The organism is Leptospira gomenensis (genome assembly GCF_004770155.1).
Taxonomy (GTDB): domain Bacteria; phylum Spirochaetota; class Leptospiria; order Leptospirales; family Leptospiraceae; genus Leptospira; species Leptospira gomenensis.
Genome location: NZ_RQFA01000061.1, coordinates 12735 through 27390, shown reverse-complemented (window position 1 = coordinate 27390; position 14656 = coordinate 12735). Strand labels below are relative to the sequence as shown.

Annotated in this window: 13 protein-coding genes; 7 read left to right on the top strand and 6 right to left on the bottom strand. The window is 47.2% G+C overall.

Features of this window, described 5'->3' with window-relative positions; all coding sequences use genetic code 11:
• Entirely contained in the window at window positions 1-1257 is a 1257-nt protein-coding gene (locus tag EHQ17_RS12930) for an MFS transporter (RefSeq protein ID WP_135591994.1), read from the bottom strand.
• 4 nt (window positions 1258-1261) lie between these two features.
• Window positions 1262-1840 (bottom strand): NUDIX hydrolase, encoded by a 579-nt coding sequence (locus tag EHQ17_RS12925; RefSeq protein ID WP_135591992.1) that lies wholly within the window; start codon window positions 1838-1840, stop codon window positions 1262-1264.
• Between the two features lie 103 nt (window positions 1841-1943).
• Here EHQ17_RS12925 and EHQ17_RS12920 point away from each other — a divergent pair, with 103 nt between their 5' ends.
• The 4 genes from EHQ17_RS12920 to EHQ17_RS12905 are packed head-to-tail and all read left to right on the top strand — an operon-like array spanning window position 1944 to window position 7220.
• Window positions 1944-3968, top strand: coding sequence for an ATP-dependent helicase (locus EHQ17_RS12920; RefSeq protein WP_135591990.1), 2025 nt, complete (start codon window positions 1944-1946; stop codon window positions 3966-3968).
• A gap of 2 nt (window positions 3969-3970) precedes the next feature.
• Window positions 3971-4618: a tetratricopeptide repeat protein gene (locus EHQ17_RS12915; RefSeq protein ID WP_135591988.1), complete on the top strand. Its 648-nt coding sequence runs from the start codon at window positions 3971-3973 to the stop codon at window positions 4616-4618.
• Entirely contained in the window at window positions 4522-6843 is a 2322-nt protein-coding gene (locus EHQ17_RS12910) for an LIC_12586 family protein (RefSeq protein ID WP_246057546.1), read from the top strand. Before EHQ17_RS12915 ends, EHQ17_RS12910 begins: the two co-directional genes overlap by 97 nt.
• On the top strand, window positions 6813-7220 hold the full coding sequence (locus EHQ17_RS12905; protein WP_135591986.1) for a hypothetical protein: 408 nt from the start codon (window positions 6813-6815) through the stop codon (window positions 7218-7220). Before EHQ17_RS12910 ends, EHQ17_RS12905 begins: the two co-directional genes overlap by 31 nt.
• Window positions 7221-7431: 211 nt before the next feature.
• Here the strand turns inward: EHQ17_RS12905 and EHQ17_RS12900 are convergent, their stop codons facing one another.
• Both EHQ17_RS12900 and EHQ17_RS12895 read right to left on the bottom strand, forming a co-directional pair.
• Window positions 7432-7914 carry an Lcl C-terminal domain-containing protein gene (locus tag EHQ17_RS12900; RefSeq protein WP_135591984.1) on the bottom strand — a complete coding sequence of 161 codons (483 nt, stop codon included), beginning with the start codon at window positions 7912-7914 and terminating at the stop codon, window positions 7432-7434.
• A gap of 11 nt (window positions 7915-7925) precedes the next feature.
• On the bottom strand, window positions 7926-10028 hold the full coding sequence (locus EHQ17_RS12895; protein WP_135591982.1) for an Lcl domain-containing protein: 2103 nt from the start codon (window positions 10026-10028) through the stop codon (window positions 7926-7928).
• A 347-nt stretch (window positions 10029-10375) separates the two neighbouring features.
• Here EHQ17_RS12895 and EHQ17_RS12890 point away from each other — a divergent pair, with 347 nt between their 5' ends.
• From EHQ17_RS12890 to EHQ17_RS12880, 3 genes are all read left to right on the top strand, one after another.
• Window positions 10376-11110: a hypothetical protein gene (locus EHQ17_RS12890; protein WP_135591980.1), complete on the top strand. Its 735-nt coding sequence runs from the start codon at window positions 10376-10378 to the stop codon at window positions 11108-11110.
• A 200-nt stretch (window positions 11111-11310) separates the two neighbouring features.
• Window positions 11311-11856, top strand: a complete 546-nt coding sequence (locus tag EHQ17_RS12885) for a hypothetical protein (RefSeq protein ID WP_135736192.1) — start codon at window positions 11311-11313, stop codon at window positions 11854-11856.
• Window positions 11853-12491, top strand: coding sequence for a hypothetical protein (locus tag EHQ17_RS12880; protein ID WP_135591976.1), 639 nt, complete (start codon window positions 11853-11855; stop codon window positions 12489-12491). Before EHQ17_RS12885 ends, EHQ17_RS12880 begins: the two co-directional genes overlap by 4 nt.
• Window positions 12492-12583: 92 nt before the next feature.
• Here the strand turns inward: EHQ17_RS12880 and lpxB are convergent, their stop codons facing one another.
• Together lpxB and EHQ17_RS12870 are read right to left on the bottom strand one after the other, a co-directional pair.
• Window positions 12584-13852 (bottom strand): lipid-A-disaccharide synthase, encoded by a 1269-nt coding sequence (gene lpxB / locus EHQ17_RS12875; protein WP_135591974.1) that lies wholly within the window; start codon window positions 13850-13852, stop codon window positions 12584-12586.
• A complete protein-coding gene (locus EHQ17_RS12870; protein WP_135591972.1) occupies window positions 13806-14654 on the bottom strand; it encodes an LpxI family protein in 849 nt (282 codons plus the stop codon). Before EHQ17_RS12870 ends, lpxB begins: the two co-directional genes overlap by 47 nt.
• Between the last annotated feature and the right edge of the window lie 2 nt (window positions 14655-14656).

Below are 14656 nucleotides of genomic sequence, written 5' to 3'. Positions count from 1 at the left end.
TTACAGGATATCCTTTAGTTCCATTTTGCGCAAGCGAGGAGCGATCGCGCCCACAAACGCTACGGTGATAAGAGTCAACGCACCTCCGGCGACGATCGATCTTCTGATTCCTAACCATTCGGCCGTCACGCCGGATTCGAATTCACCGATTTCGTTCGAAGAACCGATGAAGATATGATTCACCGCGGAAACCCTTCCTCTCATGTGATCCGGGGTGTGCATCTGCACTATGGTATGACGAATGACTACGCTCACCATGTCGAACGCGCCCGCGGCCGCCAAACAGAGAAATGCGATCCTGTAGTCCGTCGAAAATCCGAAAAGGATGATACAGATTCCGAAACCGAATACGCAGGTCAAAAGGATCCACCCCGAATTCCGTTTCGGAGGACGGGCGGCGATGAAAAGCGCGCAGAGTACGGCTCCGATTCCTTGGGCCGAGCGGAGAATTCCGAAGACCTCCGGACTTTGTCCCAGAATTTTTTCGGTGAAGGAAGGAAGAAGTGCGACGGCGCCTCCGAACAATACCGCGAACAGATCCAGGGAAATCGCTCCTAAGATGATTTGATGTGTGGATACGAACCTCCAACCGGAACTCAGGCTTTGCCAGATCGTTTCGGAACCTTCCGGTTTTTCGGGAACGGGTTTGTTTTTTACGAGAAGCATCAGAAGAAAGCCGGAGCCCATCAAAAGGAGATCCACCGAATACGCGAAATACAAACCGAGAACGATCAGAAGTCCTCCCGTCAAAGGGCCGAGGACGAGGGAAACCTGCCACGCGATTCCGCTCCAAGTCGCCGCGTTGGGAAAGGTTTCCTTGTCCACGAGTTGGGTTTGGAAGGCGGCGGTGGCCGGGTTGAGAAACCCTCTCGCGATCCCGGAAAGAAAGACTACTCCGAAGATGGGTGACACACCGAATTCGTTTAAGATCCAACTCATATTAGGAATTACTAATAATAAAAGAAGAAACGAACATACGGACAAAAGTCCGAGCGCGGAGGAGACGATCCGTTTACGAGGAAACGAATCGATGACGAGTCCCGAAAAAAGGGCCATCGTGATCGAGGGAATCGCCTCGGCGAGACCGATGAAACCGACGTACAAATTTCGTCCGGTGAGGTGATACATCTGCCAACCGACGACCGTGGTCTGGATGCTGATCGATAGGGTGACCATAAACTTCCCCAGAAGGAAGGTGCGGTAGTCGGCCGCTCTTAGGGCTTGGAAGGGATCGTGTTTTTTTTGTGTTTGAGACATTCGTTTATCTTGGGATCGGATGTTTGATAAAGTACATTCCCAGAGCCGCGACCATCATTCCGTGGTGAAGAATGTTACGATCGATCAGATCCGGAACGTTTTCCAAAGGGGTTTCGAAAATTTCGATTTGTTCGCTGTCGTCTAAGTCTTGTTCCCGAAGTTTACGAACGTTTTTCGCAACGAAGGTATGAGACCAGTTGTCGAGGATGGCGGGATTGCCCGTAACCTTACCGAGGTATTCCCATTCTTCGGAAACGTAACCGGTTTCCTCCGCGAGTTCCGCTTGCGCCGATTCGAGCACCGTGTTTTTTTCCGCGATTCCACCGGGAATTTCCAAACTGTAACGGTGGATCCCGTGTCTATATTGATCGATCAGAAGAATTTTGTTTTCCGGAGTCAGGGCGATCACGTTGACCCAGTCCTTGGATTCTAGATGAAAAAAATCCCGGGAAACCCGTTTGTCGGGAGATTCCGTATGCCAGGATACGAGGTCGAAGATGGGTGTGGAAAACAGGTCCTTACGGTTTCGTTTGGACCAGAGTTGGGAAAGTGGATCGTAAGATTCCGGGTGAAAGGGTTTCATACCGCAGCTCCATTGTTTCGAAACGCGTTTTTTTCTCCAAGAGAGAATTCCGGTCGTACAGGATTGACAGAATTTTTCCCGGTCCAATTATGTCACATGTTCTATGAAGCTCAATCCTGAACAGGAAAAAGCGGTTCGTCACGTGGACGGACCGATCTTGATATTCGCCGGAGCAGGTTCCGGAAAAACGCGCGTCATTTCCAATCGAATCGCTCATCTCATCGAAAACGCGGGAGTTCCCGCGGGAAAGATCGTGGCTCTTTCGTTTACCAATAAAAGCGCTCGGGAAATGGAGGAGCGGGTTCGAAAGATGATTCCGAGGCAAAAGCTCAAAGGGATCGTACTTTCCACGTTTCATTCCCTCGGTTTGAACATTCTCAAAAAACATATCGGACTTTTGGGATACAAACATCCGTTTCTGCTTTTGAATCAGAACGATCAGGAGGGATTTTTAACCACATTACTGATCGCTAATAAAGTAGAATTAAAAAAAGCGAAAGTATCCGAGGTTCTCGGAAAGATTTCGAGGATCAAAAATTCGGGTCCTTCGTATCGGGAATATATGGATTCCTCGCTCGTCGAATCGGATCAGATCGCAAATTTATTGTTCGATACGTATCAGACTTCCCTCAAAGAACAAAACTCCCTCGACTTCGACGATCTCATTCTACTTCCTGGAATTCTACTCAAGGAGTTTGCGGAAGTAAGGGAAGAATACCACAAGAAATATCAGTATTTTATGGTGGACGAATTCCAGGACACGAACCAGACGCAGTATTCCTTTTTGCGCGCGCTTATGGGGAACAACCGCAACCTATGTGTGGTCGGAGACGACGACCAATCAATCTACGCGTTCCGGGGTTCGGACCTAAGTCTGATTCTCGGATTCGAAAACGATTTTCCGGAAGCCAACGTTGTGCGTCTCTTGGAGAATTACAGATCGACGCAGATCATCATCCGAGGCGCCAATTCGCTTATCAAAAATAATCTTTCCAGACGTTCGAAGGAATTGTTCTCCTCCATTCCAGGAGGAAGGAAGATCCGTTATATAGAACGGATGGACGAAAAGGACGAAGCCGCCTACGTGGTCGATGCGATCCGGGAGGAAATGATCAAGGAGGCGCGGGTTGGAAGTCAGATCGCGATCCTCTTCCGCACGAACTTTCAAACGAGACCGTTCGAGGAGGAACTGAGGAGCCGATCCATTCCGTATAAACTCGTGGGCGGTTACAACTTTTTCGATCGAAAGGAAGTGCGCGATATGATCTCGTATATCCGACTCGTCGCGAACACGAGGGACGACGCTTCTTTGTTGCGCGTATTGAATTATCCGAAACGGGGCATCGGACCGGGAAGTATTTCCCTCATCCACGAAAAGGCGGGACAAAACGGAGAATCCTTATACGAAACCCTCTTTCGAGTTTGCGAATCCCCCGATTTTATCCCCGGTCTTCAGAAGAAAATTCAGTCTGAAATTTATAATTTCGTAAATCTAATCGAAAAGACGAAAAAGAAATTCGCGACGGCCCCGAAGATGTATTTTGCGTTTCGGGAATTCATCCAGGACGTAGGAATCGAAAAGGAAATCCTTCTGGAGGAAAAGGACGAGAAGGTGGCCAAGGCGCGTTCGTTCAATCTTTCCGAGCTCGTCAATATGATGGCTTACTTCGAGGAGAATCATGATTCGCCCGAAAAGCCGACTCTCTTCGATTTTATCAATCGACTCAATTTGCTCATGGAAGACGAGACACCTTCCGAAGAGGATAAAGAAGACAATCGAGTACAACTTCTCACCATTCATCAGTCGAAAGGATTGGAATTCGATTCCGTTTATGTCGCAGGGATGGAAGAGGGGATTTTGCCGAACTCCCGGGTTCTCACGGAAGAAAGCTCCGTGGACGAGGAACGAAGGCTTCTCTATGTGGCAATGACCCGTGCCCGCAAGCATTTATGCTTGACAGGGGCCGCAAATCGACGCAAATTTGGGGAGCAAATGGCCACCCAGGTCTCCCGTTTCCTAACCGAAATCGATCCGGAGACAATGGACTGGGTTTCCAATGAAGAATCCAGACAGCAGGAGACGGAAGATTTCTTCGCGGAGCTGGAAAAATTGAAAACAGGATCCTAGAAATGACTTTTTATAAAAAAATACTGGCTCTGGTGTCGATTTTATTGCTCGCTTCTTGTGTGAGCGGTCCGAAGACCGTAGATGCGGGACAGGCTCAGGAATCCGCGGTTCGCGCAAGAATTCAAGTTATAGACTTACAACTTTCCGGGTCCGGTTCGGACGAAAAAAAACGTTCTTCTCTTTTGATGGAAAAGGCAAAGTTGCTTCTCCAAATAGAATCTTATAAAGAAGCATCGATCGTTTTGAAAGAGCTTCAAAGTTCTAAAGAAGGAAAGGCCGTAGAACATTTGGATCATTATCTCGGAACCGCCTATTTGGGAATCAACGACACCGAAAACGCAATCGTTCATTTTAGAAAATCGGAAACCGTGGATAAAAACTACGAGTCCACCACCCGCAGAAAGATGTATGCCAAAGCCCTGTATCAAGAGGAAAAATACGGTCTCGCGCTCGGCATTTTGGGACGCGCTTCCCGGGAAAAGGATTTCGAAAAAGATATCCTTTTCTACGAAACCGCAGCCAATAGTTTTCTCGGAATCAAGGAATTCAAACGATGTCAGATGGTTTTGGAAGAAGGACTTCAGAAATTTCCGGAAAGCCCGGTTCTGAAGGAGATTCAGGAAAAACTTTCCCAGGTTCTTCCCCGATAATTTCGCTTCTGAATTTTACGCTTCTAAGCCGGGTTCGAAACCGTTTCAGCGCTTTTGCAACCCGGGATTTCCTTGTTTATCTGCGGCTTTTTCTCCGCTTTCTCCGCGAAAATAGAAAGATCCGGTTCGTCCTCATCGCATCCGTTCTGATTTTTTCCATCCATTGGATCGTCGTGGAATCGGCGAGTTATTACGTTCGAACCCGACTTCTCGATCTGAGAGGTCTGAAGGAATTATCCCGAAACTTCATCAATCGCGAACTAGGCCGAGCGGTCACGTTAGGCGTCGTTGAGTATGATTTTCCGAACGCGGTCGTGTTCGAGGATTTTAGGATCTCTTCGGAAGAGGACTTCGCGCTCAATCATATTCTTTTGAAAACGAATAAGATTCAATTCAAACTCGGAGGGCTGTGGAAGGGACAACCCTTTATCCGCGGAATTTCCGTCAAGGACGCCTCCATCAACCTCGATCTCAAAGATCAGATTTCGGGTGAATTGATCGGTTATATCCAGAAGATCAATATTCCGGAAATCCGCCTCACAAACACGACCATCACGATCTCGCGAGACGGAGAAGAGGTTCTTAATTCGCTGAAGGGAATCGACATACTGATCGCCAAACAGCCGCAAGGCGTAGTCGTAACGGTTAGTGATTCCACGTTTCCTCTTCCGTATTCCAGGTTCATCCACGGAACGTTCGAAACGAGTTTTCAATCCGACGAATCGAAAAGCGAATTCCGTTTTCAGAACGTTAAGGCCGAAAAGGTGAGGGGTTTGTACTCCCTTTTCGGTAAAACGGCGTTCCAGTCGGGTAAAATCTCCGGGGAATATAAGATACTCATCCGAGGTAAAAAAATTTCCGTAAAAGGCAAAAACCGTTACGACAACGTTTCGGGGAGAATCCTGCAAGACCTTCCTCTCGGTCTGAAACTTCCCGATTTGAAGGATGCGGATTTCGATCACGAAATGGATCTTGAGTTGGACGAATCCCAGGAAAAACAGGTCCACACGTTTTCCAAGGAAGAGAATCGATTTCGTCTAACGTATTTCGTCGGTCCTAAAAAACTCGCGGCCTGGGAAACGTTCGTGGATTGGAAAAATCTACGTTCGTTACGTTCCGTCCTCCAGTTTTCGGGAGATCTTGAAACCTTGGAAGGTCAGTTGAACCTTAAAGGAAAATGGGAAGAGTCCGGGAACTACGGGGATTGGATCAAAAGCGAGGTTTCTTTAAGTCTGATGGGCTTTCACTGGAAGGATCCCTACATCGACCTGCGTTTGGATCAGTCCAACGCGGATATAGTCTCCGGAAATCAACTTTCCTTCGGTGCAAAGGGGAGTTTATTTCAAGAGCCGTTTTCCGTAAAGATAGCCGGTAAAACAGGATGGAAAAAATCCCCTCGGGCAAACGGAGCCTTTTTTTATCCCTGGTACAACGACTGGAAATGGGACTTGGAACTGGATCGAATTTCGGTGAAGGATTTTCTTCCTATCTATCATTCCTGGAAGAACTATATCCGCAACGACATCCGCACTCGTCAGGAAAAACTGATCCCCGAAATTCGCTGGACCAGAACTCCATTTTACAAATATCTAATGGAGTTTTTCACGGCTAACATACGTTGGAAGTTGAAGTCCTTCCGCTTTAAGGAGAGGGATCTGGGAAAGGCCACGTTAGAGGGGAAGGTCGTTCCTTTTTTTTCGAGGTTGGATCTCAAGGGATATCGGGAAGAAACACAATTCGTGGAAGCGTTCGCCAATTTCACGTTCGGTCAGGACAACCCCTACATGGATCTGCGTCTAAAAGCGACGGAACTTCCCTGGGAGGAGCCGATCAACGGATTCTGCGGAGCCTGGATCGTTCCGGAAACTGTGACGTCCGACGTTACGATCCGTCTTTTCGGGGACGATTTTTTGGCGCTTCACAACTCGTTGAACGTGCTCAACAACGTAAGTTACAATCGTTCCAAATTTCAGGACAAACGTTCGTTTCCCTTAAACCTGAGGGAGCCGTTCGATTTCGGTTATGAGCACAATATTCTTCCCACTTTATCATACTATCGTAATATATTTTGGAAAAACGAAAGCGCGGATCTCACCGGATACGGAGCGGTGGAGCCGAACCGAATCCGGATCAGCGCCAACGGAAAACTCAACGACGCTTACGTAAACCGGAAGTTTAGGGAGGAGGCAGGAGAATGCAAACTGGAATCGACAGGAGACAGGTGATTCTCGCCGGGTTGGGGGCAGCTCTTACCGTAATTCTTTGTATCGGAATCTATTACTATTTCGCGGGCGAAAGAAGACCTTCCGAAGGTACATTCGAAAATTTGAAAGTAGATTTGATCGGTACGTGGCGGGTCTCTCCGATCGAGCCGACGATCCAGATTCGTTTTATCAGCGAAAACGAGGCGGTTTTGTTGCGCGAAGACGCGGAGACGAAGTTGTATTTACGTACGGATCGGGACGGTTTACAACTTCGTAGAAGGGGCGAAGAAACTCCGAGCGGCTATTTTTTATTCCGTGAATTGAAACAAAACACCTGGCAGGGACTCTGGGGAGACGACCTCGTAGTATTAAAAAGAATCCCCTACGAATCTCGTTGAAAACTTCCGAACCTTCCTTCGTTTGAAGAGAAAAACTTTTCCGATAGTAAACGGAGATTCGTTTTTCGTTCGTGTCGCGTTTCCGTTTTCGAAGTTCGTCTATAATTTTTCCGAGAAAATCAATCTAAGTAGTATTTCATAAAAATCGAATGTAACGTTTAAACTTTATTTTTGATCCTGTTTTTCCATTCTGAAACGAATCGTTTTCGCCTTACTCGTTCCTTACACATCGGATGTGGAACGCCGTGCTTTTTGTCCTCAGGCTGAATTCTCCGTTGTAGCGCAACGCGTATGCGTTGTTTCTACTCGTATTCGCGGCGCTTCCGGTCGAACTCCACATGAATTGGATGATGGGGTTTCCAGGCGAAGGAAAATATGCGTTCGGTAGGGTGTAGTCCGTGGAATTATAGTTCACCGTGGATAATAATTCCTTAATGGAAGGAAGTCTCCATCCGGCTACTCCGTTGAGCATTAGAGCATTACAATAATTTAATGCGTTTGTCCAGTTCATGCTGAGGGCCGCTCCTCCGCTGCAATCCGCCGCGGTAAGGCCTGCGATACATTTTTGCCAAATTAATCCGCTCCTTGTATCGGAAATCGTATTGTTTCCGTTGTCCTGAAACGGTCCCGAATATCCGGCCGCCGGTTTGACCAGAAAGAAGATCGAAATAAACAGATAAAAAACGCTTTTCATCGAGATACTCCTTAGTTGGGATTTCCGGAGACACAAACCGCGAGAAACGGAGTGACGCCGTCGAAAACGAATCCTTTGCTCGTGACGACGCTCGCCCCTCCGGACGCCGAAATTCCCCACGCGAAAGATGTGTCGTAAGCGGAATTCAAATTGGTCGAAGCGCTCCAAAACCGCTGTCCGTTGGCGTTATCGCTCGGAAAGTTGGGAAAATTGGCCGCGGGTAGAATCAAATATGCGGTCGTGTTGGAAGAAAGTGTGGTGAGGGAAATAAAATCCCCCATTTCGGCCAGCCTCCATCCTTTTATTCCCGCATAACCCGCGTTAGCGTTTTCTTCGTTTAACAAAAAGCATTGTGAAACCGCTTCAGGCCAGGTAAGCGTAGTGTAAGCGCCCGTACAACCTGTTCCGTCCCAATTCATTCCCTGAGCGCAGGTCTTCCAAGTCAGGCCGGAGGTCTGGTCCACGGTAATCGGATCTGCGGCATATCCAGGGGTAAACAAGGGGCCGACGAGAATCTGTTGCGCGGGAGTGTTCGTAAAGGCGCCATCCTGACCCGTTCCGGTGCAAACGATCGTATTTCCCAAAGCATCGGCGCAAACGGGCTGATTGGAATCGATGACGTCGTGGATCGCGTTGGACGGTCCGGTCTGAAACAGAATATTATAATATCCTTCTGCGTCTCCCGCAAGAGAGTTACCGGCCAAGTCGGTAAGATCCGAAGCCCTTATTCTTAACAACACTTTGGAAACTGCGGGAAGTGCAACGTCCAAATCGACGTCCAGCAAAGTGGTCGAACCCCAACTTCTTGCGCCAGCAGGTAAGGAAAGTTCTACGGTGGTTTCGGTGCCGACGGGACCATACGTTAAAAAAGCTCTGACTTGAACCGCGGTATTTGCGGCCATCGCCTCGTCGAAAGTCAACAACAAATGTTCGTTCGTGATATCGGCGTTGATCGCTCCTGCGGAAGGTGAAGAGGAGACGACCGTTGGTCTGGTCGTATCCTTGGTAACCGAAAATAAAAACGAGTCGTATTGATTGAGCGCATCCTTAAAACACAACTTCAACGAGTTATCTCCTTCCGTAAGAATCGAATGAGCGATCGATGTGTTTTGGGTTCCCGATGCGGCGGTTCCTGAAAGTAGAACTTCGGGGGCCGTAAGCGTACTACAATCCTGCGAGTCGTCGGCGATTTGAAACGTTCCGCCGACGTTCGCTTCCCAAACGAGAGTCGCGGAGCCGGACGAGTTTACCGGAGAATCCTGTACTTCGGTCAGATCGGCCGCAGGCAGGATCGGCCCGGTTAGATTTACCTCGTATCCCCATTCTTCGACGTTCGACACGTTTCCGGATCTATCGACGGCTAACGCGCGTATGGTGGTTATTCCGGAGGAGATCGGTATGGAAGAAGAATAGACGTTTCCGTTCAGTACGGAAAAGGGATCGAAGTTCGCAGAAAAAGCTACAGACGGATCCGTTGACGTGGATGTGAACACGATCGAATCGCAGCCGGAAAGCGCATCCGTACAGTTAAAGGAAAGTGTTCCCGTACTCGTATAAATTCCCGCCCCCAAAGACGGAGATAGAGTCGGAGGAGTTGAATCGAAAACCAAAGGATTGGAAATCTGTTTCGTGATTCTTGAATCCTTCACGATCGAAATATATAAGGTATGAGTTCCTTCCGACGGATACGTTTCCACGGGAAAGAAAAAATTCAGCTCGGTCTCTGCAGCGGTTATTTCGCCTAAGGAACGTTGAAAGAACGAGCTGGAGGAGATACAAGAAGGAAGATCGATACAAGCGTATAACACGGATCCTGAATGTTCCGTACCGATCGCAAGCCTGAGATTAAATCCTCTGGAAAAAATAGGATCGGATATGATTTCGGGGAATACGATTCCGCCCCGAAGGCTTTTTCCTCCGTTGATCGCAAGCGCGGACGGAGAAAGGGACGAAGAAGGGCTCAAAGAAAGATACGTAGGAATGTAAAAGGAAAAACCGGGGAGCGAGGAATTTCGATCCAGCAGACAACCCCACCCCGCAAAGACGAGGAGCAAACCGGTAAGGAAGCGGAAGGGGAGGAACGTGATTTTTATCTGTCTTTTTCTGAGATTCATTCAACAATCCAACACGAAGGATATTACCACGAATCGACAAGACTTCTTCTTATATTATAAATCAATAACGCAATGAAGCATAACGTTTATGGAACTTGGGAAAACGAACGGAGCGAAGTTTTTTCTCGAATGAAACGTAGGGGCGAAGGGGGAATTCGATACATAAGGAAATTCGATACACAAGGGAAACACGAGTCCGTAGTGAAGAAGTGTATTGCCGGAAAAGTTGTATACGATAGAAGAAGAGTCCTCTCCTAAAAAGAACCGGAATCTATCATCGGCAAAACTCAGACTTTTCCCTTTACACGCAGGGATCGATTTATATCTTTGTCGCAATTATGAAATATTTGAATCGAATCTTTGTCGCCGCGTTCATCGCGTTCGCCTTTGCCTGTAAAGGTGGATTTACCAGTTATGATGTTTGTATTTCCAAATGTGATGACAATCTTAAATCCTGTTTTTCGTCCATTACGTTTTCTACGGTGGGGAGTTATGCGAGTTCCGTATTGACCACAAACTACGCGAACGTCTCCGAAGAAATCGATCCGCACTCTACGTTTCTGGAAGCGCAATCGATTATTTCTTATCCGTTTAATTCGACGAGAGGAATCGTAGTGACTGGTTCCGTTTCGGCGGCGAACGAAATCGATATCTATCGTCTTGGGATAATGTCGATTTCCGGTATCACGTTCTCCGCAAAATCGCTTTCCGGAACGGCGACCTGCGACACATACGTCGGGGTCGAACAATTCAACGGAGATGCGAATCCGGATCCATCTTTGACTTCCTTAGGAACTCTTACCGCTCAGGATCTGAATTTTCAGAGTGCGAGTGCCAATCGTGTTCTTTACGTTCGTTGTACTTCTCCCGCCGTCACGAATTATTCGTTTCAATTGAGAAGTTCGGAATTGCCGTTCGGATCCAATTATATTCCCGTTTTAGGGACCTTTCTTTGTTTCAGTAACGAGTCCAGCTGCAAAAAGAACTGTAAGATCAAATACACCGGAAACGGCGGAAATAAGAAGAAGGAAAACAGTTTGAATTCATCCGGTCCCGATCTTTTCGAGGATTTAGAATTTTAAGACCGTTCTGCGACTAACTACTCGAACTTGGAAGCGATTCGCCGAATTTCGTTCTATGGCGGATCGTCCCGGTTTCGTATAAAATGAAATTCGTATACAGAATCCCTTCGATTTTCTGTCTTTTCTGTTTTTATTGTAACGGAGTTGATACACATTACGACCGGTGCCGTTCGGAATGCGAAAAAGATCGAGACGCCTGCGTGTCTGCCGCTTATATTTTTTCCGGGGAATTTTCGGAAAGGACGACGGTCCAGAACGTAACGGAGAATACTTTAGGAATCCATAATACGTTTGCGAGCGCGCAGATTCTTACCGGCTATTCTTCCTTTTTCGGGGCGAACATCCGGTTGAGCGGTTCGATATCCGCTCCGAATGAAACCGACGTTTACAAGTTCTATCTAAGAGGGGGTTCGAACGAAACTCGCTATTCAATCGTTTCTGCTTCCGAAACGAACTTCTGTGTAGTATATGCCGGACAGGAACAGTTCAACGACGATTTGAATCCGGATCCGTCGCTTGAATCGTTGGGAACGGTCTCGACTGCGGAGACGGTTTTTACGTTAGGCGTCCATTCGGTTTTATATTTTGTTTGTTCTTCCTCTTCCGTCGGAAATTATTCTTTTAACGTCGAAAGCGACGACCTTCGTAAAAACGAAAGGAACGGTATCGCGGCGACCGGAGCTGCATTTTGTTATTCCGGCGAACTGGGTTGCCGTAGAAACTGTAAGTCGAGGTTTTTTTTGTGAAACGAATCAGATCCGTTTTTCCTACCGCGTTTTTCTTTTTGATCCTTTACTGTTCCAATTTCGGCGACGACGAATGTCGAAGACGATGTAATGCTTCCTTTCAAAGTTGTTCTTCCACATTATTCGTGAGCACGTTGTATTCACCGCTCAATCAAACTCCCGATATCGTAGACGAGGAGTCGTTTAACAACGATACGTTTTTTAACCGAGAGTTGCTCGATTATCCGGAGGTGAAACCCGTTCAGTTGAACGGTAACATTTCTCCGGCCGCCGACGTGGACATTTATAAAATTTCTATCTATTCGAACGAAACGTTTGTTCTTCCCGTTAAAAAACTAAGCGGTTCCGCCCTGTGCGAACTTTTTCGCGGCGGAGACGACGACACAAACAATACAGACGTTCCAGGTCCCGTTCTTTCTTCCGCGGGGATTCTTTCCGCTAATTTCCTTCAGTTGAGGGTGAGTTATCCGGATATCCTTTATCTGCGTTGCGCGGCTACGGTCGATTCAACGTATTCGATATATTTCGGCATGGATCCGAACAATGCCAACGCACAGAACGGACGCGCTTTGAGTCAGTTCGCCCTTCTTTCCTGTCTGTCCATGAAAAACGAATGTACATCTCTTTGCAGATGATCGGAACGTCCCGAAGCCGGCGGGTGGGGTAGTTTAGTAGTTTAGAATATACGCAATCGTATCCGCGAATATACTGTTTGGACTTGGTCGGTTCATTTTTTCGGACCGATTTTGATCAGTTTCACGATTTCTCTCGCGGCGTGTCTGGAGGAATTTTCGCTACCCAGGGATTCCTTTACTTTTCGGATATCCTCGACGGTTTTATTCCGATATTTTTTGTTTTCGAGAAGGGACAACGCTTCTTCGACGATATGCGCAGGTGTACATTCCGCTTGAACGATTTCCCTGCAGATTTCCTTTCCGGAAAGGATATTCACCAAACCTATGTTAGCCGTCCGGATAAAGAGAGAACCGATTACGTAAGTCAACATGCTTACCTTATACAATATGATCATGGGTTTTTCGAAATAAGCGACTTCCAGCGTCGCGGTTCCCGAAGCCACTAACACGAGATCGGCCGATTCTATCGCACGTAGAGAACGATCGAAAAGATATTCGATTTTAAGATTCGGGTATTTCGTCCTGACGTTTTCGATCCTTTCCAGAATATACAACTCCTCTTTTTGGTTTATATTCGGGAGCAGAAAACGGACTTTCTTTTTTTCGATTTCGTAGTGTTCGTCGATTTTTCCCGCCGATTCGAGCATGTCGTTTAACAATCTTCTTATCTCGCCGCTTCGGGAGCCCGGCATCAAGGTGACGGTTGTGTGGTAGTGGATTTTTTCTCCACTTTCCTCTATGGGAGCCTCCTTGCGAAGTTTTTCCCTAAGACGCACTGCGAGAGGATGTCCGACGAATTCACACGCTACTCCGTAACGATCATAGATTTCCTTTTCGAACGGAAAAAGCACGAGCATAAGATCCACATTGTCTCTGATCGTATAAATCCTATTGAACTTCCAAGCCCAGAGTTGCGGAGAAACGTAAAAAATCACGACGATTCCGAGTTTTTTCAATTCCTTTGCGAGGCGAAGATTAAAACCGGGATAGTCTATGAGGATCGCGTGTGTACAATTACGGCTCACCGCTTCGTTTAATATTCGACCGATGAGTTTTTTCAGAAAACGGTACTTGAATAGGATTGCGGAAAATCCTATGATCGAAAGTTCCTCCATGGATTCAATGGATTCGAATCCTTCCTCGATCATTCTTTCTCCGCCGACTCCGAAAGTCTCGAGCTCGGGAAAGTTTTTTTTGAGCTCGCGCAACAACTCGCCGCCCAATAAATCTCCCGAATGTTCTCCGGCGAGCATTAGAATTTTCGGATCATCCTTTTTGGTAGTTCCGCTTTCCCGTTTCACAAGCTGCGGAATATTAGCGTTTTTTTTGATATGTTGAGTTGATTTTCGCAAGTTTGCCATCGCCGATACTTAGGATGTTGATTTTCAGTTTTTCTGCAAGGTTAATAAATTCTTCGGGGTGGACTATGATCGTTTCTCCGGTCCGCAAAGCCAACGTTCCACAGTTGTTTTCGTACATGGACCGCAGCGTTTCCACTCCCACGGTAGGAAGGTCGAACCTATGATCCTGATTCAACTTGGAACTTTTACATACGGTCGCCTTTCCCTTTTTCGCATACGATCCGCCGCGTCTGATCGCGAGATCGGTCCCCTCGACGGCCTCTACGGCTAACACGGATTTGTCGAGAACGACCACGGTTTGACCTATATCAAGTCCTGCGATTTTCTGCGCGTATTCCATTCCGAATTCCGCGTCCTCTAACTCTTTTTTGTTAAGCGACTTTTTCGTATATTTTCCTTCCGGAAGAAATAGGGATTGGAGATACGTTTTCTGCGATATGATCGTTATTTTTTCCTTAGCGAATTCTTCCGAGACGGTTTTAAATATCGAGTAATCGTGCCTATTGATCATTCGAGCCAAAAGGCTGAGCGCCTTGAGATCAAATTTCAAATTTTTGAATATGATTTCCTTTTTAACCTTTCCGAGCAAAAGAAGGCGATCGATGTTGTGCCGTTTGCAAACTTTGAGAAGGGCCCCTATCTTTACGATATGGATCGGAAGATTACGATCCGCGTATTCTCCCACGTTGAATTCGGATTCTATAATGGATAAAAAAAGAGGATCCTCTCCGGCGGCGAGGGCTTCTTTCATTCCGATGTGCGGAAGTTCTCCCGCACCGGCAAGGATTCCCAGTCTTCCCAAAC